Source organism: Streptomyces sp. NPDC005408, assembly GCF_040606445.1.
Taxonomy (GTDB): domain Bacteria; phylum Actinomycetota; class Actinomycetes; order Streptomycetales; family Streptomycetaceae; genus Streptomyces.
Genome location: NZ_JBEXEX010000013.1, coordinates 151,138 through 173,421 on the forward strand (window position 1 = coordinate 151,138; position 22,284 = coordinate 173,421).

At 69.1% G+C, this 22,284-nt stretch carries 20 protein-coding genes; 11 read left to right on the forward strand and 9 right to left on the reverse strand.

Annotation, left to right across the window (positions count from 1 at the left end; all coding sequences use genetic code 11):
- Positions 1–42: 42 nt before the first annotated feature.
- Positions 43–1,437 (reverse strand): class II fumarate hydratase, encoded by a 1,395-nt coding sequence (locus ABZS64_RS15600; RefSeq protein ID WP_355828751.1) that lies wholly within the window; start codon positions 1,435–1,437, stop codon positions 43–45.
- Positions 1,438–1,659: 222 nt separating this feature from the next.
- Between ABZS64_RS15600 and ABZS64_RS15605 the strand changes: the two genes are divergently transcribed.
- Positions 1,660–3,111, forward strand: a complete 1,452-nt coding sequence (locus ABZS64_RS15605; protein WP_355828754.1) for a ricin-type beta-trefoil lectin domain protein — start codon at positions 1,660–1,662, stop codon at positions 3,109–3,111.
- A gap of 114 nt (positions 3,112–3,225) precedes the next feature.
- Here the strand turns inward: ABZS64_RS15605 and ABZS64_RS15610 are convergent, their stop codons facing one another.
- Complete coding sequence (locus ABZS64_RS15610) at positions 3,226–4,902, reverse strand: fumarate hydratase (protein WP_355828756.1); 1,677 nt, start codon at positions 4,900–4,902, stop codon at positions 3,226–3,228.
- Between the two features lie 424 nt (positions 4,903–5,326).
- Here ABZS64_RS15610 and ABZS64_RS15615 point away from each other — a divergent pair, with 424 nt between their 5' ends.
- Positions 5,327–5,995, forward strand: coding sequence for a DUF1707 domain-containing protein (locus ABZS64_RS15615; protein WP_355828758.1), 669 nt, complete (start codon positions 5,327–5,329; stop codon positions 5,993–5,995).
- A 151-nt stretch (positions 5,996–6,146) separates the two neighbouring features.
- Positions 6,147–6,500 carry a WhiB family transcriptional regulator gene (locus ABZS64_RS15620; RefSeq protein WP_355828761.1) on the forward strand — a complete coding sequence of 118 codons (354 nt, stop codon included), beginning with the start codon at positions 6,147–6,149 and terminating at the stop codon, positions 6,498–6,500.
- A gap of 96 nt (positions 6,501–6,596) precedes the next feature.
- On the opposite strand, the gene glpX is transcribed toward ABZS64_RS15620, so the two are convergent.
- A complete protein-coding gene (gene glpX / locus ABZS64_RS15625; RefSeq protein WP_355828764.1) occupies positions 6,597–7,628 on the reverse strand; it encodes a class II fructose-bisphosphatase in 1,032 nt (343 codons plus the stop codon).
- Positions 7,629–7,750: 122 nt separating this feature from the next.
- Between glpX and ABZS64_RS15630 the strand changes: the two genes are divergently transcribed.
- A complete protein-coding gene (locus ABZS64_RS15630) occupies positions 7,751–8,275 on the forward strand; it encodes a DUF4245 domain-containing protein (RefSeq protein ID WP_355828767.1) in 525 nt (174 codons plus the stop codon).
- A 75-nt stretch (positions 8,276–8,350) separates the two neighbouring features.
- Here the strand turns inward: ABZS64_RS15630 and ABZS64_RS15635 are convergent, their stop codons facing one another.
- From ABZS64_RS15635 to ABZS64_RS15650, 4 genes are all read right to left on the reverse strand, one after another.
- Positions 8,351–8,941: a malonic semialdehyde reductase gene (locus ABZS64_RS15635; RefSeq protein ID WP_355828769.1), complete on the reverse strand. Its 591-nt coding sequence runs from the start codon at positions 8,939–8,941 to the stop codon at positions 8,351–8,353.
- A gap of 137 nt (positions 8,942–9,078) precedes the next feature.
- Positions 9,079–9,336, reverse strand: a complete 258-nt coding sequence (locus ABZS64_RS15640; protein WP_355828772.1) for an exodeoxyribonuclease VII small subunit — start codon at positions 9,334–9,336, stop codon at positions 9,079–9,081.
- 29 nt (positions 9,337–9,365) lie between these two features.
- A complete protein-coding gene (xseA, locus tag ABZS64_RS15645) occupies positions 9,366–10,574 on the reverse strand; it encodes an exodeoxyribonuclease VII large subunit (protein ID WP_355828775.1) in 1,209 nt (402 codons plus the stop codon).
- 72 nt (positions 10,575–10,646) lie between these two features.
- Positions 10,647–12,014 (reverse strand): APC family permease, encoded by a 1,368-nt coding sequence (locus ABZS64_RS15650; protein WP_355828779.1) that lies wholly within the window; start codon positions 12,012–12,014, stop codon positions 10,647–10,649.
- A gap of 77 nt (positions 12,015–12,091) precedes the next feature.
- Between ABZS64_RS15650 and ABZS64_RS15655 the strand changes: the two genes are divergently transcribed.
- Both ABZS64_RS15655 and ppgK read left to right on the forward strand, forming a co-directional pair.
- Positions 12,092–13,117: a 4-hydroxy-3-methylbut-2-enyl diphosphate reductase gene (locus ABZS64_RS15655; protein WP_355828782.1), complete on the forward strand. Its 1,026-nt coding sequence runs from the start codon at positions 12,092–12,094 to the stop codon at positions 13,115–13,117.
- A 30-nt stretch (positions 13,118–13,147) separates the two neighbouring features.
- On the forward strand, positions 13,148–13,888 hold the full coding sequence (ppgK, locus tag ABZS64_RS15660) for a polyphosphate--glucose phosphotransferase (protein WP_355828784.1): 741 nt from the start codon (positions 13,148–13,150) through the stop codon (positions 13,886–13,888).
- Between the two features lie 216 nt (positions 13,889–14,104).
- Here ppgK and ABZS64_RS15665 read toward each other — a convergent pair whose 3' ends face one another.
- Positions 14,105–14,683, reverse strand: coding sequence for a DUF6542 domain-containing protein (locus ABZS64_RS15665; protein ID WP_355828787.1), 579 nt, complete (start codon positions 14,681–14,683; stop codon positions 14,105–14,107).
- Positions 14,684–14,867: 184 nt separating this feature from the next.
- Between ABZS64_RS15665 and ychF the strand changes: the two genes are divergently transcribed.
- Positions 14,868–15,956 (forward strand): redox-regulated ATPase YchF, encoded by a 1,089-nt coding sequence (gene ychF, locus ABZS64_RS15670; protein WP_355828790.1) that lies wholly within the window; start codon positions 14,868–14,870, stop codon positions 15,954–15,956.
- A 249-nt stretch (positions 15,957–16,205) separates the two neighbouring features.
- On the opposite strand, the gene ABZS64_RS15675 is transcribed toward ychF, so the two are convergent.
- Positions 16,206–17,594, reverse strand: a complete 1,389-nt coding sequence (locus ABZS64_RS15675) for a hypothetical protein (RefSeq protein WP_355828793.1) — start codon at positions 17,592–17,594, stop codon at positions 16,206–16,208.
- Between the two features lie 641 nt (positions 17,595–18,235).
- Here ABZS64_RS15675 and ABZS64_RS15680 point away from each other — a divergent pair.
- The 4 genes from ABZS64_RS15680 to ABZS64_RS15695 all read left to right on the forward strand — a co-directional run bounded on the left by ABZS64_RS15680 (position 18,236) and on the right by ABZS64_RS15695 (position 22,193).
- On the forward strand, positions 18,236–19,633 hold the full coding sequence (locus tag ABZS64_RS15680) for a carboxylesterase family protein (protein ID WP_355828796.1): 1,398 nt from the start codon (positions 18,236–18,238) through the stop codon (positions 19,631–19,633).
- 59 nt (positions 19,634–19,692) lie between these two features.
- On the forward strand, positions 19,693–20,715 hold the full coding sequence (locus ABZS64_RS15685; protein WP_355828799.1) for a zinc-binding dehydrogenase: 1,023 nt from the start codon (positions 19,693–19,695) through the stop codon (positions 20,713–20,715).
- Positions 20,716–20,823: 108 nt separating this feature from the next.
- Positions 20,824–21,828, forward strand: a complete 1,005-nt coding sequence (locus ABZS64_RS15690; RefSeq protein ID WP_355828803.1) for an alpha/beta hydrolase — start codon at positions 20,824–20,826, stop codon at positions 21,826–21,828.
- Positions 21,825–22,193, forward strand: coding sequence for a nuclear transport factor 2 family protein (locus ABZS64_RS15695; RefSeq protein ID WP_355828806.1), 369 nt, complete (start codon positions 21,825–21,827; stop codon positions 22,191–22,193). Before ABZS64_RS15690 ends, ABZS64_RS15695 begins: the two co-directional genes overlap by 4 nt.
- The last annotated feature ends 91 nt before the right edge of the window (positions 22,194–22,284 follow it).

Sequence of the window (22,284 nt, forward strand, 5' to 3'; positions counted from 1 at the left end):
GACGGCACGGGCCCTGCTGCGACCCAGGTCACGGCCGTCATGTCACGGATGCGTCATACGCAGCACGTCAAGCGCCTCGTCGAGCTGCTCGATGGTCAGCACTCCACGCTCCACATAGCCGGACTCGAGGACGACCTCGCGGATGGTCTTGCGTTCGGCCAGCGACTTCTTGGCGACCTTGGCCGCCTCCTCGTAGCCGATGTACTTGTTCAGCGGGGTGACGACGGAGGGCGAGGACTCGGCGTACTCCCGGGCCCGCTCGACGTTGGCCGTGATGCCGTCGACGGTACGGTCCGCGAGGAGCCGCGAGACGTTGGCGAGCAGCCTGACCGACTCCAGCAGATTCTTGGCGATCACCGGGAGCATCACGTTCAGCTCGAAGTTCCCGGCGGCGCCGGCCGTGGCGACGGTGGCGTCATTGCCCGTCACCTGGGCCGCGACCATCAGCACGGCCTCCGGGATCACCGGGTTGACCTTGCCGGGCATGATCGACGAGCCGGGCTGCAGATCGGGAAGGTTGATCTCGGCGAGCCCGGTGCGCGGGCCGCTCGCCATCCAGCGCAGATCGTTGGAGATCTTGGTGAGCGAGACGGCGATCGTACGCAGCTGACCGGAGGTCTCCACGAGCGCGTCACGCGCGCCCTGCGCCTCGAAATGGTCGCGGGCCTCGGTCAGCGGCAGCCCGGTGGCGCGGGCGACCTCGGCGATGACCTCGGCCGAGAAGCCGGGCGGGGTGTTGATGCCGGTGCCCACCGCCGTGCCGCCGAGGGGGAGTTCGGCGAGGCGGGGGAGCGATGCCTCGAGCCGCTCCACGCCGTACCGGATCTGCGCGGCATAGCCGCCGAACTCCTGGCCCAGGGTGACGGGGGTGGCGTCCATCAGGTGTGTACGGCCCGACTTGACGACATCCGCGAACTCGGCGGACTTGCGCTCCAGCGAGGCCGCCAGATGATCCAGCGCCGGGATCAGATCGCGCGTCACGGCCGCCGTCGCCGCGATGTGGATGGAGGAGGGGAAGACGTCGTTGGACGACTGGGAGGCGTTCACATGGTCGTTGGGGTGCACCTCGCGGCCGAGGCGCTCGGTGGCGAGCGTGGCGATGACCTCGTTGGTGTTCATGTTGGAGGAGGTGCCTGAGCCGGTCTGGAAGACGTCCACCGGGAAGTGCTCGTCCCAGCGGCCGTCCGCGACCTCGGCGGCGGCGTCGGCGACGGCGCGGGCGATGTCCTTGTCGAGCACACCCAGTTCGGCGTTGACCTGGGCCGCGGCCGCCTTGATGCGGGCCAGAGCCTCGATATGGGCCCGCTCGAGGCGCTGGCCGGATACGGGGAAGTTCTCCACGGCCCGCTGGGTCTGGGCCCGCCACTTGGCATGGGCGGGAACCCGCACCTCACCCATGGAGTCGTGCTCGATCCGGTACTGGTTCGCGTCGTCCATCGCCGCCATGCCTCCTCGAAGCTTCCTGAAAAGGTGAGCACTTGTCTTGTTCTGGCTATTCCCCATTGCGCTACTCGCCAGTAAATACCCCAGTCAACGACAAACCGGGGAGGCGCAATGCTGCATACCCTTGGGGGACGACCCCCAGGCCCCCGCAACACGGGACGAAGACTTCGCTGTACCGTCGCGGCCGCCGCCGCACTGGCGGCCGGACTTGGCGGAATGACCACCACCGCACAGGCTGCCCGGGCCGACGAGACCCGAGCCGCCTTGTCCGTACCGCTCCCGCCCGAACTGGAGACCATCCGCGCGGCCGAGGCCGTCAAGCTCTACGGCAGCCCCGCCGAACGCCCGCTCGCCGAGCGAAAGACCGGCCTGATCTCGCTCGGCGACAGCGAGATCTCCGGCGAGGGCGTCGGCACCTACGAACCCGGCACCAACGGCCCCGACAACTGGTGCCACCGTTCCCCCGACGCCGCCATCCACCGCACGGGCATCGCGGCGGACGTCACGTACAACGTGTCCTGCTCCGGCGCGTACACCGGGAACATCCGGATCGGCGGCTCGAAGCAGTACGCCGACGAGCTGGTCCAGAGCGACGCTCTCGCGGTGAAGGCGCGCAACACCCGTATCAAGATGGTGCTGTTGGTGGCCGGTGCGAACGACGATCTGCAGTTCGGCCCGGTGATGACCGACTGCGTCACGCGCTATGTGCTGATCCAGGGCCCGTGCGAGCCCAAGTACGCCCCGGGCTGGCAGGTCCGCGTCGACGGCCTGGTCCCCAAGGTCGAGCAGACGGTACGGGACCTGCGCACCGTGATGCACGACGCGGGCTACGCCGACGGCGACTACAAACTGGTCGTGATGGGCTACCCGAGCCCCATCGGCCCGGACTTCCGCGACAACCCGAACTTCCCCGGCAAGCTGATCTGCGGCGGCATGGGCTACGACTCCGACACCGTCTGGGGCCGCAACACGGCCGTCCCCGCCTTCGAGCGGGGCATGCGCAAGGTGGCGCAGTCCACGGGGGCGGTGTTCCTGGACAACTCCCGGCTCTTCCACGGCCATGAGATCTGCATGGAGGACACCTGGGCGCGGGGTCTGTACGTCGACGTCTCCAACCCCTTCCCGCCGGACTCCAATTCGGTCCGCCAGTCCTTCCACCCGAATGTGCGCGGGCATGCGGCTTTCGCGTCCTGCCTCACCCAGCTCTACAACTCGGGTCTGCGCGAAGCGAGTTGTGCAGACGTGGCGTCGAGCGGGAAGCCCGCGCTGTACGCGGGGGCTTGGGACGACGCGTACAGGCCGCTGCGGAACGAGGCGACCGGCTCGTGCGTGGACGTCGCGGGCGCGGTGAGCCGCAACGGCACGGGCGTGCTGGGCTGGGACTGCCACGGTGGGCGTAACCAGGGGTGGTGGTACGACGAGGCGCGCAGGTCACTCCATACGGAGCTGACGCAGGACCGGTGCCTGGATGTGCCGGGCGGGAGCTATGCGGCCGGCGCGGCGGCGATCGTGTGGAACTGCCACGGGGGTGCGAACCAGCAGTTCGTCCGCACGGGCGGGACGATTCGCCCGGCGTCGGCGCAGGGCTTGTGCCTGACGACGGCGTCCGGGAGGGACGCGCTGCGGCTGCAGACTTGCACGGGCGCGGCGAACCAGCGCTTCGGGTAAGGCAGTTCTCTCCGCCGGTCGGCCTGAATCTTCAGGCCGACCGGCGGAAACTTCAGCCCCGCCGGCGATTGAGGCGCGGGGTCCGGGGTGGAGCCCCGGTTACGGGCGCAGGCGCTACGCCAGCCCCGGCCCCCGCACCGGGATCGACGTGAACGTAGGCGCCGGCGCAGGCTCAGTGAAGAAGTCGTTCCCCTTGTCGTCCACGACGATGAACGCGGGGAAGTCCTCCACCTCGATCCTCCACACCGCCTCCATCCCCAACTCCTCGTACTCCACGACTTCGACCTTCTTGATGCAGTCCTGCGCCAGCCGCGCCGCAGGCCCACCGATCGAGCCCAGGTAGAAGCCGCCGTGCGTGCCGCACGCGTTGGTGACCTGCTGCGAACGGTTGCCCTTGGCGAGCATCACCTTGGAGCCGCCCGCAGCCTGGAACTGCTCGACGTAGGAGTCCATACGGCCCGCCGTCGTCGGGCCGAAGGAGCCGGACGCGTAGCCCTCGGGCGTCTTCGCCGGACCGGCGTAGTAGACCGGGTGGTCCTTCAGGTACTGCGGCATCTCCTCGCCCGCGTCGAGACGCTCCTTGATCTTGGCGTGCGCGATGTCGCGGGCCACGACCAGCGGGCCGGTGAGGGACAGCCGGGTCTTGACCGGGTACTTGGTGAGCTCCGCGAGTACGTCGTCCATCGGCCGGTTCAGGTCGATCTTCACGACGTCTCCGGCCTCGTCGAGGTGCTCGTCCGTCGTCTCCGGCAGGAAGCGCGCCGGATCCGTCTCCAGCTGCTCCAGGAACACGCCCTCGGCGGTGATCTTCGCGGTGGCCTGGCGGTCGGCCGAGCAGGAGACGGCGATCGCGACGGGGAGCGAGGCGCCGTGGCGCGGCAGGCGGACGACGCGGACGTCGTGGCAGAAGTACTTGCCGCCGAACTGCGCGCCGATGCCGATCTTCTGGGTGAGCTCGAAGACCTTCTCCTCGAGCTCCTTGTCGCGGAAGCCGTGGCCGGTGGGCGAGCCCTCGGCGGGCAGCTCGTCGAGGTAGTGCGCGGAGGCGTACTTCGCGGTCTTCAGTGCGAACTCGGCGGACGTGCCGCCGATGACGATGGCGAGGTGGTACGGCGGGCACGCGGCCGTACCGAGCGAACGGATCTTCTCCTCCAGGAACTTCATCATGGAGGCCTCGTTCAGGACCGCCTTGGTCTCCTGGTAGAGGAAGGACTTGTTGGCGGAGCCGCCGCCCTTCGCCATGAAGAGGAACTTGTACGCGCCGCCGTCGGTGGCGTAAAGCTCGATCTGGGCGGGGAGGTTGGAGCCGGTGTTCTTCTCCTCCCACATGGTGAGCGGAGCCATCTGCGAATAGCGCAGGTTGAGCTTGGTGTACGCGTCGTAGATGCCGCGCGAGAGGGCTTCCTCGTCGCTGCCCTGGGTGAGCACGTTCTGGCCGCGCTTGCCCATGACGATCGCGGTGCCGGTGTCCTGGCACATGGGCAGCACGCCCGCGGCCGCGATGTTGGCGTTCTTCAGGAGATCCAGGGCGACGAACTTGTCGTTGGAGGAGGCCTCCGGGTCGTCGATGATGCGGCGCAGCTGCGCGAGGTGGGCGGGCCGCAGATAGTGCGAGATGTCGTGCATGGCCTCGGCGGCGAGCTTGCGCAGCGCCTCCGGCTCGACCTTGAGGAACGTACGGCCGTCGGCCTCGAAGGTGGAGACTCCCTCGGCGGTCACCAGCCGGTACGGCGTGGTGTCCTCTCCCAGCGGGAGCAGATCGGAGTACGCAAACTCTGGCATTACGGCCATTCCTCACTCGGCAGACAGCGACGCGGCCTCCATTGGCAACGCGCGCCCTCCAGCGTAGAACGCGGTTCGCTGCCGCGGTCTGTGAGGTAGGGCTCACCCGGCGCCCTGCCGGGCCGCCGAAGCCGCGCCGTACCGCGTGAGCCCATAGGGGGTGTCTTTCGGATCTTGCCGGGCTCGCGTGCCCTGGCACGCACTCCCCCGTAGCCCTTCGGGCACGGGAGGTGCCCCCACGCTGCGTTGTCGTCGGTCGCCGACGCTCCGCGTCGGCTCTCCCCCTGCCTTCGGCGGGGGGACCCCCATCCTCTGCCTTGCGATCGCACGCACCGCAGTGACATCAGCCGCTCCGCGGCGGGCCGCTCCGATCCGGCCTGATCCAAAAGACACCCCCTAGTCGCGATCTATCGCGTTTCGCTACGCTGATTCCGTGGACCTCGACAAGCACTCCCCAAAGCCCGCCGCCCCGGCCGAGCCCGCCGAGCCCGGCGACGCCATCCGTGCCTCCGATGCCGACCGCGACCGGATCGCGGACATCCTCAGGGACGCCCTGGCCGAGGGCCGGCTGGACGCCGAGGAGCACTCCGAGCGGATCGACGCCGTCTACCGCGCCAAGACCGTCGGTGAACTGGAGCCGCTCGTCCGGGATCTGCCCGCGACCGGCAAGAGCGCCGACTCGCCCGCGTACACCTACGGGCCCGACGAGCCGGACGGGCCCGGCGAGAATCTGATCGCCGTCTTCTCCAGCTCCACCCGCAAGGGCCGCTGGCGCGTCGGCCGCCGCACCAACGTCTTCTCTCTCTTCGGCAGCATCGAGATCGATCTCACCGAGGCGCTGTTCGGGCAGCGGCTGACCGTGATCAACGCGACCTCCATCTTCGGCAACGTCGAGATCCGGGTCCCGGAGAACATCTCACTGCGCGGCAGCGGCACCGGGTTCTTCGGCAACTTCGACGTCCTCACCCTGGAGGCCGCCGACCCCGAGGCCCCGGTCGTCGTCGTGAACGGGTATTCGGTTTTCGGCAATGTCGAAGCCAAGCCCAAGCGGGGCCGGTTCATTGCCGATCTCCATGACCGCCTGCGCAAACACCTCGGCTGACGGCTCCGCCCCGGAGTACTTTCCGGCCGCGAGCGCCCGCCCGCAATTCCGTACATCGGAACTCAGTGCCACTCAGTGAATAGGAGTGCGCACAGCGGGTAGGGAGTGCTGCATCGTCTCTCGCTCGCGAAGCCGTCGTCAGGAGTAGACCGTGCTGCAACTGCCGCATCAGTCCTTGCAGGTGGCCGCCGTTCCGACCCAGCGAATTCCCGCTCGGGAAGATCAGGCAGGACCCTGGCATGCGGAGGCGGTGTGCCGGCGGGACGAGGCCGGGCTGTTCTTCGCCCCGTCGAAAGAACCGACGGCCGCGCGGCTGTCACGCGAGGAGGCCGCGAAGCGGGTCTGTGCCCGCTGCCCGGTGATGGTCGAGTGCCGGGAGCATGCGCTTCTGCAGCCCGAGCCGTACGGCGTGTGGGGCGGGCTGACGGCCGCCGAGCGCCGCGTGGTGCTGGCCCGGCGCAGGCGGCGCGAGGTCGAGCTGAAGAAGCCCGCGTCGGCGGCCTGAGGCGTAAACGCGCACATCGCACATACGGGAAGGGGCGCCCCACCGCACATGAGGGCGCCCCTTCCCGTATCCGCTTCGCGAGCGAGCTACGGACAGCTACTTGGCGCGGTCGAAGTCGATCGCGCTGTACGCACGCAGCTTCGACAGCCGGTGCGTCGAGTCGATCTGCCGGATCGTGCCGGACTTGGAGCGCATCACCAGCGAGGACGTGGTGGCGGTCTCGCCGCGGTAGTGGACGCCGCGCAGCAGTTCGCCGTCGGTGATGCCGGTGGCGACGAAGAACACGTTCTCGCCGCTGACCAGGTCGTTCGTGTGCAGCACCCGGTCCAGGTCATGACCGGCGTCGAGCGCGCGCTGCCGCTCGGCGTCGTCCTTGGGCCAGAGCTTGCCCTGGATCGTGCCGCCGAGACACTTTATGGCGCACGCGGAGATGATGCCTTCGGGCGTACCGCCGATGCCCATCAGGATGTCAACGCCGGTGCCTTCGCGTACGGCCATGACCGAGCCCGCGACATCGCCGTCCGAGATGAACTTGATACGTGCGCCGGTCTCGCGGATCTCCTTGACGATGCCCTCGTGGCGGGGGCGGTCCAGGATGACGACGGTGACGTCCTCGGGCGAGGAGTTCTTGGCCTTGGCGACCCGGCGGATGTTGACCGAGACGGGGGCGTTGATGTCGACGAAGTCGGCGGCCTCGGGCCCGGTGACGAGCTTGTCCATGTAGAAGACCGCGGACGGGTCGAACATGGTGCCGCGGTCGGCGGCGGCCAGGACGGCGATGGCGTTCGGCATGCCCTTGGCGTTGAGCGTGGTGCCGTCGATGGGGTCGACGGCGATGTCGACCTCGGGGCCTGTCCCGTCGCCGACCCGCTCGCCGTTGAACAGCATCGGGGCTTCGTCCTTCTCGCCCTCGCCGATGACGACGACGCCGTTCATCGAGACGGTGGAGACGAGGGTCCGCATGGCCTTGACGGCCGCTCCGTCCGCGCCGATCTTGTCACCGCGGCCGACCCACCGGCCCGCGGCCATGGCTGCGGCCTCGGTGACCCGGACGAGCTCCAGTGCGAGGTTGCGGTCGGGGGCCTCGGGAGAGACCTCGAGCTGGGACGGGAGATGATGCTCGGTCATCGGAGCGCACCTTTCTGTACGACGACGGCCGGAAAGAGGGTGATCCGACTCTATCGGTACGTCGACAAATTGAGCAGAGGGGGCCACGTTTGAGCACGCGCCCTTGATGCGACCATGGGGGCGTGGCAGGTATGCGAGGCAGACAGACGGTGCGCGACATGGTGCTGTCGATGGCGGTGATCGGCGCCGTCGTCGCAGTGATCTATGTGTTCATTCCGCACGACGAAAAGGCAGACCCGGTCAAGGCGGTCGACTACCGCGTGGAGCTGCTGACGGCACGGCGGGCGGCGCCGTATCCGGTGGCCGCGCCGGAGGGCCTTGCCAAGGAGTGGAAGCCGACCTCGGTCTCGTACAAGGGGACCGACGACGACGCCTGGCACCTCGGCTTCCTGGACCCGGACGGCGAGTACGTCGCCGTCGAGCAGTCCACGGCGCCCGCCGGGAAGTACATCCCCAAGGTCAGCCAGCAGGCCGCGAAGACGGACCGCACGCAGCAGATCGCGGGCGTGACCTGGCAGCGCTGGGAGGGCCCGAAGTACGACGCGCTGGTGCGCGAGGACAAGGGCTCGACGACGGTCGTCACGGGCACGGCGTCGTACGAGCGGCTGGCGCAGCTCGCCGCCGCGCTTGAGTCCAAGAAGTCCTGAGCGGCCCGGGCGACCTGGGCGTACGAAAAGGCCGCCGCACCCGGAGCGGGTGCGGCGGCCTTTCGGTGCCGTGCGTCAGACGGAGGTGACGACCTCGTCGTACGCCAGACGCGGCGAGCGCGGGAACCAGGCGTCGTCGCCAGGCTTGCCGATGTTCACGATCATCAGCGGGGTGTGGTCGTCGTCCAGGAACTCCTTCTGGACGCCCGCGAAGTCGAAGCCCGTCATCGGTCCTGCGGCCAGGCCGGCGGCGCGGACGCCGACGATGAAGTACGCGGCCTGCAGCGCGGCGTTGATCTGCGCGGAGTGCTCGCGGACCGGGCGCTCCGAGAAGAACAGATCCTTGGCCTGCGGGAAGCTCGGGAGCAGCTGCGGGAGCTCCTGGTGGAACTCGTTGTCCGCGGCGAGGATCGCCACCAGCGGGGCTGCCGCCGTCTTGGGCCGGTTGCCCTCGGCCATGTGCTGGACCAGGCGCTCACGAGCCTCGTCCGAGCGGACCAGGACGACGCGCAGCGGGGTCTGGTTGAAGGCGGTCGGGCCGTACTTGACGAGGTCGTAGATCGCCTGGACCTGCTGCTCGGTCACCGGCTCGTCGGTGAACGTGTTGGCGGTACGGGCCTCACGGAAGAGGAGGTCCTGGGCGGCGGAGTCAAGTGCGAGGGTCATGCTGGCGGTACCTTCCGGGGGCGGGCAGAGGAGCTTTACGGCGGGTGTAACCGCACCCCGGTAGGTTAAATTTCAACTACAGCCCGATCGTGACCCGACTCACACCGGGGCCGTCCTGGGGAGCGCCCCTGACCTGCTCAGTCTTCGTCGGTCCCGGTGTTTTCGGCGGCCGCGTCCCCGTCCCCATCCCCGCCCTCGGACAGCGCCGCATCGAGCCGGGCGCGGGCGCCCTCCAGCCAGCGGCGGCAGACCTTCGCCAGCTCCTCGCCGCGCTCCCACAGGGCCAGCGACTCCTCGAGCGTCGTGCCACCCGCCTCCAGGCGGCGCACGACATCGATCAGCTCGTCCCGCGCCTGCTCGTAGCCGAGCGTGCTCTCTTCCGTCTTGGCTGCCATGCCGCCCACCCTATTCGTCCCGTTCGCACTCACTCGGACACCCGTACCGCGAACTCGCCCTCGGCGACCCGCGCCCTCAGCTCGTCGCCCGCGGCGACCTCCTCCGGCGAGCGGACCACCGCGCCGTCCGCGCGCTGCAGCACCGCATACCCCCGCTCCAGCGTCGCCGCGGGCGACAGCGAGACCACCCGCGCCCGGGTGTGCGACAGCTCGGAGTCGGCGCGGTCCAGCAGATGACCGAGCACCCGCCGGCTGCGGGCCACCAGCGCGTCGACCTCCGCCTCGCGCTCGTCCACCATCCGGTGCGGGTGCTCCATCGACGGGCGGGCCAGCGCATGGGCAAGCCCGCGCTCCTCGCGGTCGAGCAGCCCCTGCACGGTGCGCAGCGCGCGGTCGCGGAGCTGTCGCACCCGGTCGATCTCCTCGCCCACGTCCGGGACGACCTTCTTGGCCGCGTCCGTCGGCGTCGACGCCCGCAGGTCCGCCACCAGGTCGAGCAGCGGCGAGTCCGGCTCGTGCCCGATCGCCGACACCACGGGCGTACGGCACTCGGACACCGCCCGCACCAGCTGCTCGTCCGAGAACGGCAGCAGATCCTCCACGCTGCCGCCGCCGCGCGCCACGATGATCACGTCCACGTCCCGGTGCTCGTCCAGCTCCTTGACCGCCTGGACGACCTGGGTCACCGCGTGCACGCCCTGCACGGCGACATTGCGCACCTCGAAGCGGACGGCCGGCCACCGGCGCCGCGCCATCTCCAGCACATCGCGCTCGGCCGCGGACGCCCGCCCGCACACCAGACCCACCAGGTGCGGCAGGAACGGAAGGGCCTTCTTGCGATCGAGGGCGAACAGCCCCTCCGCGCCCAGGGTCCGCTTCAACTGCTCGAGGCGCGCGAGCAGTTCGCCGATCCCGACCGGCCTTATCTCCACCGCCCGCAGCGACAGCTGCCCCCGCGGCGCGTACCACTCCGGCTTGGCGTGCACCACGACGCGCGCGCCCTCAGCCACCACATCCGCGACCGCGTCGAAGACCTGCCGGAAGCAGGTGACGCTCACGGAGATGTCGTACGAGGGATCGCGCAGCGTCATGAAGACGACGCCGGCGCCCGGCCGCCTCGACAGCTGGGTGATCTGCCCCTCGACCCAGACCGCGCCGAGCCGGTCGATCCACCCGCCGATGAGCCGTGACACCTCGCCGACCGGCAGAGGAGCTTCCGCGGACGTGTTGAGAGCCATACGGGCGAGCGTATCGGCCGCGTACGACAACGCCGCCGACGCCGGGCGCAGGTGCGGCAGGTGCGACAGCGGCTACTGCGGCTCGGACGTATCGGGGCGGCCCAACTGCACCGCCAGCACGATCAGCCCCACCCCGAGCCACACCACGCCGACCACCTGCGCCGAGCCCGCCGCCTCCACGATGACCGCGACGGTCACCGCCGCGCCCAGCAGCGGAACCACCAGATGCCGCAGCCAGTCGGGAGCTCCGTCGCCCCGCTTCACCACGAACCATCCGATCACGGACGCGTGCAGCAGCGTGAACGCCGTCAGCGCCCCGATGTCGACCACCGACACCAGATGGTCCAGCCCGTCGTCGCGCCGCGCCGCCCACACCGCGGCCACCATCGTCACGGCCGCGGCCAGCAGCAGCGCGAGCCGCGGCACACCCGAGTCCGTACGGGACAGGACGCGCGGCAGCCTCCGGTCCCTGGCCATCGCGAACAGCAGCCGGCCCGCGGCCGCCTGCCCGGCCAGCGCCGCGAACGCCGCCCCGATCGCCTTGCTCACCGCGACCAGGTCGTGCAGCCAGCCCCCGACAGAGGCGTCCACGGCGTCGTAGAAGGCCGATCCCTGCTTGGCCGGTTCGGCGGCCAGCTGCGCGGACGACAGCGGCTCCAGCAGCGCCACGAGATAGCTCTGCGCGATGAACAGCACGCCCGCCAGCGCCAGACAGAACAGCACCGCCCTCGCCACCTTGCGCGAGCCGCCCGTGACTTCCTCCGCGAACGAGGCGATGGCGTCGAAACCGAGATACGACAGCACCGCCACCGACACCGCGCTCAGCACCGCCGTCGTGGAGAAGCTCCCGTCACCGGTGAAGGGCGACAGCAGGCCGCGCTGCGCGCCGTCCTGCGCCAACGCAACCACCGCCGACACCATGAACACCAGCAGCACCACGATCTCCATGGCGAGCACCGCGAAGCCGACCCGCGCCGCCGCCCGGACGCCCCACAGATTCAGCAGCGTGGTCACCACCACGGCGATCCCGGTCCACACCCACCGGTCGACCTCCGGGACCAGCGCCTCCATGGCGATCCCGGAGAAGAGATACGCGACGGCCGGAATCAGCAGATAGTCGAGCATCGCCATCCACCCGGCGATGAACCCGGGTCCGTCGCCCAGCCCCTTGCGCGCGTACGTGAAGACCGAGCCCGCCTGGGGGGCGACCCGCACCATCTGTGCGTAGCTGAAAGCGGTGAGAGCCATGGCGATCGTGGCGACGACATAGACGAGTGCGACGGCTCCGTCGGACTTGGCGTCGAGGGTGCCGAAGACGCCGACGGGCGCCATGGGAGCGATGAACAGCAAGCCATAGACGACGAGATCCCGGAATCCGAGCGTGCGCCGCAGTTCACCCCCGGTGCCGTGCCCCTTCTCCGACACTTCCGCTGCCGCCATCGCGTCCCTCCGTCGCTCCGTACCGGCTCAGTCTTCCCTCCATGGGTGATCTCTCGCCTCTCCGACGCGGCCTTACGATGGGGGGCATGACTGCTGCGACTCCCTCCCGACGCGTCCTGCTCGCTGCTCCCCGTGGCTACTGCGCGGGCGTGGACCGCGCCGTCATCGCCGTGGAGAAGGCCCTGGAGCAGTACGGGTCGCCGATCTACGTCCGCCACGAGATCGTCCACAACAAGTACGTCGTACAGACCCTGGAGAAGAAGGGCGCCATCTTCGTCGACGAGACGGCGGAGGTCCCCGAGGGGTCGATCGTCATGTTCTCCGCCCACGGCGTGGCGCCGGTCGTCCACGAGGAGGCGGCGCAGCGCAGGCTCGCGACCATCGACGCGACCTGCCCGCTGGTCACCAAGGTCCACAAGGAAGCCGTCCGCTTCGCCAATGAGGACTACGACATCCTGCTGATCGGCCACGACGGCCATGAGGAAGTCATCGGCACGTCCGGCGAGGCGCCCGAGCACATCACGCTCGTCGACGGCCCCGAGGACGTCGCGAACGTCTCCGTACGGGACGAGTCGAAGGTCGTCTGGCTCTCCCAGACCACGCTCTCGGTCGACGAGACGATGGAGACGGTCGACGCCCTCAAGACGAAGTTCCCCCAGCTGATCTCGCCGCCGAGCGACGACATCTGCTACGCCACGCAGAACCGCCAGATCGCGGTGAAGCAGATGGGCGCGGAGGCGGACCTGGTCATCGTCGTCGGCTCCAAGAACTCCTCGAACTCCGTACGGCTGGTCGAGGTGGCGCTGGGCGCGGGCGCGCGCGACGCCCATCTGGTGGACTTCGCCGACGAGATCGACGAGGCCTGGCTGGAGGGCGTCTCGACGGTCGGCCTCACGTCCGGCGCTTCGGTACCCGAGGTGTTGGTCGAGGGTGTTCTGGAGTGGCTCTCGCAGTGCGGCTTCGAGGACGTCGAGATCGTCAAGGCGGCGGAGGAGTCGATCACGTTCTCGCTGCCGAAGGAGCTGCGGCGGGACCTGCGCGCGGAGGCGGCGGAGCTGTCGGGCAAGCCGGGGGAGCAGTCCGGGAGGGTGTCCGGGGCGTGACTGTCAGCGGCTGCCCGTAACGTTGTGTCCATGAACGTGTTCGGAGTGGACATCGGCGGATCCGGCATCAAGGGCGCACCCGTGGACCTTGAGCGCGGCGATCTGGCGCAGGAGCGCTTCAAAGTTCTGACCCCGCACCCGGCGACACCCGATGCGGTGGCGGACGGCGTCACCGAGGTGGTGAGCCATTTCGGCTGGTCGGGCCCGGTCGGCATTACCTTCCCCGGTGTCGTCACTGGCGGTGTCACCCGCACCGCGGCCAACGTCGACAAGGGCTGGGTCGACGTGGACGCCTCCAAGCTGCTGGGCGAGCGGCTCGGCGGCCTGCCGGTGACGATCCTGAACGACGCGGACGCGGCGGGCGTCGCAGAGATGACCTTCGGTGCGGGCCGCGGCCGGAAGGGCACGGTGATGCTGCTGACGTTCGGTACGGGCATCGGCAGCGCGGTCTTCATCGACGGCCGCCTGGTCCCGAACACCGAACTGGGTCATCTGGAGCTGCACGGGAACGACGCCGAGAAGCACGCCTCGACGAAGGTCAAGGACGACGAGGGCCTGAGCTGGCACCACTGGGCGCACCGAGTGCAGAAGTATCTGGAGCATGTGGAGATGCTGTTCTCGCCGGAGCTGTTCATCATCGGCGGCGGGGTGAGCCGCAAGGCGGACAAGTTCGTGCCGCTGATCAAGGGGATCAGGGCAGAGATCGTCCCGGCGGAACTGCAGAACAACGCGGGCATTGTGGGCGCGGCGATGGCAGCGGCCGACAGATAGCGGCGGAGCCCGAGGCCCCCGGCCCAGGTGCGCCACGGACGCTGGAAACGTGGGGGTTCGCTCGCGAAGCCCACCACCGGACAGCAACCACCAACGCCCCCCGGCCCACGTGCGCCACGGACGCTGGAAACACGGGGGTCGCTCGCGAAGCCCACCACCGGACAGCAACCACCAACGCCCCCCGGCCCACGTGCGCCACGGACGCTGGAAACAGGGTCAGCGGCGGCGCGGCGGCCCGTCGCGGCCGGTGCGGCGCTGACGGCGGCTCATCATCCGTACCTTCCGTACGCAGGTGATGAGACCGGCGATCAGCGTGCCGCCGTACAGCCACCCGGCGTGCACCGCGAGCGCCGTGATCACGGCCATCGTCTGCCCGCCGAAGCCCCCCGTTCCGCCGGAGATCGGCACGATCCCGACCGTGAAGGCGATCGGCACGCTGATCGGCGCGGTGACCAGGTCGGCCTCCCGCACCCAGAGCGCGGTCAGCGCGCTGACGGGCAGGAACAGCAGCCCGTACACCACCGCGGCACCGTCGAACAGCAGCCAGTCCAGGCAGCCGAGCACAAACATCGTCGCGGCCCCGAAGAGCCCGCCGCCGAGTCCGGTCAGCCGGGGCTTGGGCAGTCGTCGCAGGGCGAGCACGACCGGGGGCACGGTCCGCGCGGGCCGGGCGGAGACCTGGTACACCGCGGGGCCCTCGGCGAGCGCGCCCTGCGGGGCAAGGGGGCTTTGCGGGGTGAGAGGGGGCTGCGGCCGCTGCCGGCGCTGAGAGTGACTTGTCCTGTGCTGCTCCACCCGGACAACGTAGGTCGCATCCAGGGAGGAATCCGGCATGGGACACGCCCTTTGGGTGACCTTGGCGTTGAGTTCGACTCCCGGCTGCCGTCGTTGCCCGGCTTGACCCGCCCGTAAACTGGGGGATCGGCCCACCTTCGGGCCGTAGGCCATCAGCCAGTCCTCACTCCAGGAAGTCGCCAACGTGTCGCTCACGATCGGAATCGTCGGTCTGCCGAATGTCGGCAAGTCGACCCTGTTCAACGCCCTGACCAAGAACGACGTGCTGGCGGCCAACTACCCGTTCGCCACGATCGAGCCGAACGTCGGCGTCGTCGGCGTCCCGGACCCGCGCCTGGCCACGCTCGCCGGGATCTTCGGCTCGCAGCGGATCCTCCCCGCCACGGTCGACTTCGTCGACATCGCCGGCATCGTGCGCGGCGCGAGCGAGGGCGAGGGCCTGGGCAACAAGTTCCTGGCGAACATCCGTGAGTCGGACGCGATCTGCCAGGTCATCCGCGCTTTCAAGGACGAGAACGTCGTCCACGTCGACGGCAAGGTCTCGCCGAAGGACGACATCGAGACGATCCACACCGAGCTCATCCTCGCGGACCTCCAGTCGGTCGAGAAGGCGATCCCGCGCTTGACGAAGGAGTCCCGCCTCCAGAAGGAGAAGGCCGCGGTCCTGGCGGCGGTCGAGGAGGCCCAAAAGATCCTCGAGGAGGGCACCACACTCTTCCATGCGGGCATCACCGCCGGCACCGAGAAGGGCAGGCTCCTCCACGAGCTGCACCTCCTCACCAGCAAGCCCTTCCTCTACGTCTTCAACGTCGACGAGGACGAGCTGGTCGACGAGGACTTCAAGAACGACCAGCGCGCGCTGGTCGCCCCGGCCGAGGCGATCTTCCTGAACGCCAAGATCGAGTCCGAGCTGATCGAGCTCGACGACGACGAGGCGCTGGAACTGCTCCAGTCGATGGGCCAGGACGAGCCGGGCCTGGCGACCCTGGGCCGTGTCGGCTTCGACACCCTGGGCCTGCAGACGTACCTGACGGCGGGCCCGAAGGAGACCCGCGCCTGGACGATCAAGAAGGGCGCGACGGCCCCCGAGGCGGCCGGTGTGATCCACACCGACTTCCAGAAGGGCTTCATCAAGGCGGAGGTCATCTCCTTCGCCGACCTGGTGGAGACGGGCTCGGTGGCGGAGGCCCGCGCCAAGGGCAAGGCCCGCATGGAGGGCAAGGACTACGTCATGCAGGACGGCGACGTGGTCGAGTTCCGCTTCAATGTGTAGCGGGTGACGTATCACCACGTCGCTGATCTGGCAAACATGCAGGTCAGAAGGGGTCCGACCCTCCGAGGTCGGGCCCTTAGTTTTTTCCCGTGCTGGATAGGTGCTGGATAATCTGATCCCTCGTCACCTGCACCGTGCTGGATCGGTGCTGGGTGCAGGAGGCGCCCGTGCTGAGTAGTGAACCGACGCTGGGTGAGCGCGCGGGTGGGAGATCCGGTTTTTCCCTCTCGTTATGTGCTGCAGTGCGGCTCAGTACGAGCGGGGAGGGTACGGACTCCAGCCGTGGAGGAAGGGCTCAAGATCGGCGGCGCCGGGTTTGGGTGGCGTGGGGAGCTTTGGCGCTGAGGCGGTCTCGGTGAGTCGTTGGAGGTGCGTGGACGCGAACGCGAGCCATTCCTCGATCTCGGCCTTCTTCTCGCCGGGCGGGAGCGCTGCGGCGTGACTGCGCACGGCGGCCATGTACTCGGCGAGGCGCGTGGCTCGGTGCCAGGCTTCGGCCTGCTCGTCGAGGTGTTTGACGCGGTAGGCGTGGGCGCAGGCAGTGCGGGCTTCTTGCATGGCGGCTTCCCAGCGGCGCCGTCTCTCTTCGGCGGCCAGCTGGTCTGCGCGGCGTCGGCGCACGGCGGCTTCTCCGCGGAGCGTGATCTCCTGTGCGATTTCGGCGAGTTGGTCTTCGAGGGGCCGAGTGGCGTTGTCTGCCCATTCCGTGGCGCGGTGCGGGTTTCCGCCGCGGAGGATGAAACGCAGGCGGTCGGAGAGGGTGTAGTCGAAGCGGGGGATGCGCATCCAGGTGTGCTTCTTGGCGTCGGCGAGTTCTGTGTCGGTGGGGATGTGTTCGCTGCGGTCCTGTTCTTGGAGAACGAGGAAGCCGACCGTTTCTCCTTGAGCGGTAATGGTGAAGTGTGGCTCGACTCTGCGGCGTCGGTGGGGTGGGGGAGCGCCTTGGGTGGGGCCGAGTGCCGCGACGTGGCCTTGTTCTTGAGCGGCGGTGATGAGCGACTGGATGATGCGCAGGGCTCGCCCTTGAACGGTTTTGGTCAATCCCATGGGCTGGGGCTGCTTTTGGAGTGCGGCCACCATGGCGTGGGGGCGGGTGAGCCGGGTGGGCACGGGGAGTGGAGCGAGTTCCGCGAGACGCCAGGTGGGAAGGTCGACGAGCTTGATTTCATAGCCCTGGTGGGTGTGATATCCGCAGAGCTCTTGAGTGTTGGGGATCTTGCCGGACTTGCGGGTGATGTTGACGCGTGAGACCCAATTCACTGCGTGAGGGCCGGTGCCGATGGGCTTTATGAGGCAACCGTTGTTGGCAGCCAGTTCTTCGAGGAGCTGGTCGGCGTAGATCGCGTGGGTCTTCGGCGTGGTTCTCGGACGCGGCTTTCTTGCGCCTGCGCTCGGAGCTTCGGGTGTGAGGCTGCTGGCTTCTGCGGGGGAGCTGTTCTCGGCGCCGCTACATTGCCGCCCCTTATTGGTGAGCTCGGCTGTCCAGTACCCCCGGCGTTTGGTGATCTTTACGAGCCCTCGGTTTTGCAGGGCTTGCGCGCTGACCTTGTAGGTAGTGTCGTTCCAGGTTCCGTCGGGGCATCCGTTGCTGATCCAGTCGAGCACGGCTTGCTGGCGTTCATTGAGATCTCGCTGCACGTTGCCCTTCCCCAAGGTGCAGTCATTGCTGCTGTGGAGTAGATGCCCTGTCGCAGTTGGGCCAAGCCGGGGTGTGGCGGGGCAAGCGTGTTCTCCGAGTTACGGCTTCTCCCTTTCCCTGGAGCGAGCCCGGAGCTAGCTATTGCGCGGCATGACAGGGCGGGGCTCCGTAGCGTGAGCGTCAGCGAATTTCACAGATGAGTTTGTAGATCGTCGCGTGCTGCCTTCCGGTGAGCGGTCAGGGGGTGGCGGTGGATCTACAAGTATTCGGCGGATTCCCGGTTTCGGTAACCGGTGATCCGCCGCTATGTTGCGCCCCGCACGGGACGGCGACGGTCCGGCGAGGCAGGCGCGCAGGCGTGGTCCGGCTACTCGGAAGGGCCGCATCGGCGGAGAGGGCAGCGGAGTGCCTCCGGGGCGTGGGGCCGCAGGGGGTCCGCGGACGACGAGGAAGAGGAGCGGCTGACTGTCACCTGGCGACCATCAGGTGACCGCCACTCGCCGGGCGCTTTGTCGGGTCCCGGGAAACGATGGGAGACGTCACCGCTCGCAACCATCCGCCGACACGCCGAGCGAAACACCCGAACCGCGCTGGAAGGACACGCTATGACCGCGCCCCCAAGGCTCCGACTGCACCAGGGGTGCGGTCCTGGTGGGGAATCCCGTATGCCACCGCCGAGCGGTACCGCCGGCCGGTGGTCGCGGATTTCGCTCCGGACCGCCCCTATGACCGCAAGGGCGTCGTCTCTGTCCAGCCCGACAGCGGCGACTGGCTCGAAGCGGACAGCGGAACGGGCGAGGACTGCCTGAACCTGAACGTGTGGGCCCCGGAGCAGCCGGCCGGGAAGGCACTGCCGGTGGCCGTGTACATCCATGGCGGCGGATTCGAGTACGGCGCGAACACACAGATCACCTCGAACGCCGCCGGACTCGCCACGACAGGGCGCGTGGTGGGTGTGTCGGTCAACTACCGGCTCGGCGCGCTGGGCGCGCTCTCGCTCTCCCAGTACGGCGGCGCCCTGGCTGAGGCCAGCAACCTCTTCCTCCAGGACGTCATCGCCGCGCTCACCTGGATCCGGCGGAACATCGCCCACTTCGGCGGCGATCCCGACAACGTCACCGTCTACGGCCACAGCGCCGGCGCCTACTCCACCTTCGGGCTGCTCGGCGCCTCCTCCGCCGACGGCCTGTACCGGCGGCTGGCCGGGTTCTCCGGCGGGCCCGCCCGCAGCATTCCGGCCTGGTGGGCCGAGGAACTCGCGCACCGGTTCGTCACCGAACTCGGCGTCGCGGGCAACCCGGAGAAACTGCTCGACCTCGACACGACCTCCCTGAGGGACGCCCTGAGCAAGGTCGCCCCGACGGATCTCGGAGTCCGGGGCGGGGTGGACAACCAGGCCACCGGCGTCGTCCTGGACCTCGGGCAGCCCGGCGCGGTGGTGCACGCCCACCCCATGGACGTCCTCGCCTCGGGCGCGCACCGCAATGTCGACGTGCTGCTGAGCATGGCCAGCGACGACATGGGCTGGTGGGTGGCGAACGACCTCGACCGGTTCGACCCGCACACCCTCGACCGCATCGTCGACGAGGTCGCGGGGTGGCGTATTTCCCGCTCTCGCGCGAAGAAGATCGTCGACGCCTACGACCAGGGCGGCCGGACCCCGGCCGAGGTCCGCGCCGCGGTCATGGCGGACTACCTCTTCGCGCTCCCGGCCGCCCGCGGCGCCCTGGCGCACGCCGCCGCGGGCGGCAACGCCCATCTCCTCATGATCGGGCCCGCCGAGGGCGCGCCCGCGGTGCACGGCACCGAGATGTACGCCCTGGTCGGCCAGGAAAAGCCGGGCCGCAGCCCCGAACAGACCGAGCGTGACACGCGTATCCGCGACATCGTCCTCGACTTCGCCACCGGCGAGCAGACCCGTCTATGGCCCGCCGTCACGGACAAACCCACCTCCGCAAGCGTCGGCAACCCGCCCTTCGAGGCCACCGCCCACTACCAGCAGGTCCTCGACCTGTGGGAGGGCATCGACCGCCCCTGACAGCCGGCGGGGGATACGGACCAGCACACCACGGGCGCGAACAGAAGAAGGAGCTCGGCATGAGCCGACCGACAGCAGCCGGCGACGCCGCACCGGCGACGATGCGGGCCGTCGTCGTCAGCCGGCCCGGCGGCCTGGACGCACTGGAGATCCAGGATGTGCCGGTGCCGGTACGCGAGCCCGGCTGGGTGCGGATCAGGGTGAAGGCGTTCGGCGTCAACGAGTCCGAGGTCTCCACCCGCAAGGGCGAGTCCGACGCGGAGGTCACCTACCCGCGCATCCCCGGCATCGAGGGCGTCGGCCTGGTCGATGACGCCGACGAGGACAGCGGACTGCGCCCGGGACAGCAGGTGGCCACCATGATGGGCAACATGGGCCGCTCCTACGACGGCGCGTACGCCCAGTACGTCACCGTCCCCGCGGCACAGGTCATCCTGTTCGAGACCACCCTGCCGTGGGACGTGGTCGGCGCCCTGCCCGAGATGTTCCAGACCGCCTACGGATCCCTGACCCGCGGCCTGGACCTCAAGGCCGGACAGACCCTGCTGATCCGCGGCGGCACCTCCACGGTCGGGCTGAGCGCGGCGGCGATGGCCAAGGACATCGGCGCCACCGTCATCTCCACCACGCGTCACGCCGGGCGTGCCGACGAACTGCGGGCCATGGGCGTCGACCATCCGATCGTGGACAACGGACACATCGCCGAGAAGGTCCAGGACCTCGCACCGCAGGGCGTGGATGCCGCGCTGGAACTGGTGGGCTGCACAGCCCTGCCGGACACCTTCGGATGCGTGCGCGTGCACGGCACCGTCTGCTTCACCGGCGCCCTGGGCGGCGCGTGGGCCATCCCCGACTTCACCCCGTTCATGATCCCCAGCGGGGTGCGGCTGACCAGCTACGCGGGCGAGGCCGGCGACCTCCCGGCCGACGTCTTCGCCCATCAACTCCAGGCCATCGCGGAGGGACGCCTCAACGTCCCGGTCGCGAAGGTCTACCACGGCCTGGAACAGGTCCGTGACGCCCAGGCCGACGTCGAGTCAGGCACCACGCCGGGCAAGCACGTCGTCGTCCTGGACGACTGAGAACTGATCGCGGGACGCGACAAGGTCATCGCACACACCGTGCGCAGTGAGTACCTCAGCCCGGCGGTGAGCGTCGCCGCTGGTCGTTGTTTCCGAAGGAGAGAACAGATGGCGGACCAGACAGCAGCAGACTTTTTCGGCGCCACGACCATCCGGCCCCCGTTGGACCCGGAGCTCGCGCCCGTCGAGGAGGCGCGGGGCGCTGTTTTTCCGGTCCTGTCGGATGCGACCCTGCCAGAGATCCGACGGCAGATCGCCGAGGGTTCTCCCGGGTTGGATTCGGAGGCTCTGACGGTGGGCGGCAGGGTGCGGGTGGAGGAGCGCCAGGTACCGGGGCCGGAAGGCGCGCCGGACATCACTCTGCTGATCCTCAGCCCCGTCGAGGACCGAGGCCCCAAGGGAGGCATCCTCAGCCTCCACGGTGGCGGGATGATCATGGGGGGACGCCGGGACCACGTGAGTCATGTCCTTCCCCATGTGATCGATGGGAGTGCGGTCGTCGTGTCGGTCGAGTACCGACTGGCGCCGGATCACCCCGATCCCGCGCCGGTCGAGGACTGCTACGCGGGGCTGGTGTGGATGGCGAAGAACGCGGCCGAGCTCGGTATCGACCCTGAGCGGCTCCTGATCGCCGGAGTCAGTGGCGGCGGCGGCCTCGCGGCGGGGACCGCGCTGCTCGCCCGCGACCGCGCCTTTCCCTCGCTCAGCCACCAGATTCTGATCTGCCCCATGCTCGACGACCGCTTCGAGACGCACAGCAGCCGCATGGTGGACCGCGAAGGCGTATGGGACCGCCACAGCAACCTGTACGCGTGGACCTCCGTGCTGGGCGAGCGGCGCGGCGGCCCGGACGTGTCGCAGTACGCCGCGCCGGCCCGCGCCGAGGACCTCAGCCGGCTGCCGCGCACCTACATCGACACCGGCTCGGCGGAGGGGTTCCGCGACGAGATCCTGACCTACGCCGGCCGCCTGTCCGAGGCGGGCGTGAGCGTCGATCTCCACATGTGGGCCGGAGGCTTCCACGGGTTCGACATGACGGTGGATCATGCGGCTGTGTCGCGCGCTTCCAGCGCGACCCGCGAGGAGTTCATCCGGCGGGCTCTTGATGCTTGATCGCCGGGCTTCGAGGCCGTCCGCGTCCTCAAGGGCGTGTTCGAGCGGGCGACACCGACGTCGTCGACCGCTACGTACGCCCCGACTACATCCAGCACAACCCACTCGCACCGGACGGCGCCGAGACGCTGAAGAATCTGGGCGTCGGCTTTCACCAGCAGCTCCCGGACGCCGAGTACGACGTCATACGGGTGATCTCCGAGGGCGACCTGGTGCTGGTCCACTCGAACGTAGTGACGACGCCGGGCGCGCGGGGCGCGGCGGTGTTCGACATCTTCCGCTTCCAGGACGGGAAGATCGCCGAGCACTGGGACGTGAGCCAGAACGTGCCGGAGACCTCCGCGAACGACAACACCTTGTTCTAGGCGCTGTTTCTCGGATCTCCTGACGTGAGTGGGGTGTTGGGGCAGGCTGGCGGTATGGGCCGTGGGGATCTGACGAATGCGGAGTGGGATC